The following is an 807-nucleotide window of genomic DNA, read 5'->3' on the forward strand; positions in this document are numbered from 1 at the left end:
CAACGCAGATGGCTCTTATGAGCTTGAGGCCGAAGCACTTGTAGNGCCTCAGCTTGTCACATAAAGAGCCTCAGCTTGTTACATAAAGAGCCTCAGCTTGTCACATGAAGAGCATCAGCTTGTTCATAGAGCGTCTCTGCGTGCTACGTGATCAGTGCCTAGAGGTTTCAGAGAAACAGAAAACTCAACCCGAAAAGGTGTGAAGCCCATGAGTGTTGAGAAAAAGACAAGAACTATTCTAAACAGGGCGATGAGTGAAACGCTGGATACCAGCCGTTTTGAGCTGTTAAAAAAACAGATCGTTCAGCGTGCCGTCTTGTTACTGGTTTTGATCAACGAGAATGCGCGCACGAGTGAGGCTGATGCTAAGACAAACATGTTTGTCGTAGACGAGTCTGAAGCAGAGGGCTTAGTGATTGCGAAAAGCGAGCGTGAGCTGACATCGCTAGTACGCGCTCTTGTTTGGCTTGAGTCAACAAGCGCCGGTATGTGTGCGAACTGTTCAGAACCCATCAAGAATTTAAGTTTAGAAAAAGCGATCGACGACCGCTTATGTGAGCGATGCGTCAAGCACGGAGGTTAAATGCTGAAGCAGCATACTGTAGAAAAAATCGGCGGCACGTCAATGAGTGCCTATGAAGCAGTAAGAGATAATATTGTGTTATACCCGCTCAAAGGGCGGCCACTAGACTCTGAAACTGCGAAGGAACTCTATAACCGGGTCTTCGTCGTCTCTGCATATGGTGGGATTACGGACTTGTTGTTAGAGCCGAAGAAGTCGGGACGCCCCGGTCTTTTTCAGTTGTA

At 47.8% G+C, this 807-nt stretch carries 1 protein-coding gene and 1 pseudogene; both read left to right on the forward strand.

What is annotated here, in order from left to right; translation table 11 throughout:
* The first annotated feature begins 208 nt into the window (after positions 1-208).
* A complete protein-coding gene (locus A3751_RS19605; RefSeq protein WP_068490246.1) occupies positions 209-583 on the forward strand; it encodes a hypothetical protein in 375 nt (124 codons plus the stop codon).
* Positions 584-807: pseudogene (locus tag A3751_RS19610) on the forward strand (aspartate kinase); the annotation flags it as partial. It lies immediately after the preceding gene.

The sequence above is a fragment of the Oleiphilus sp. HI0080 genome (assembly GCF_001635135.1).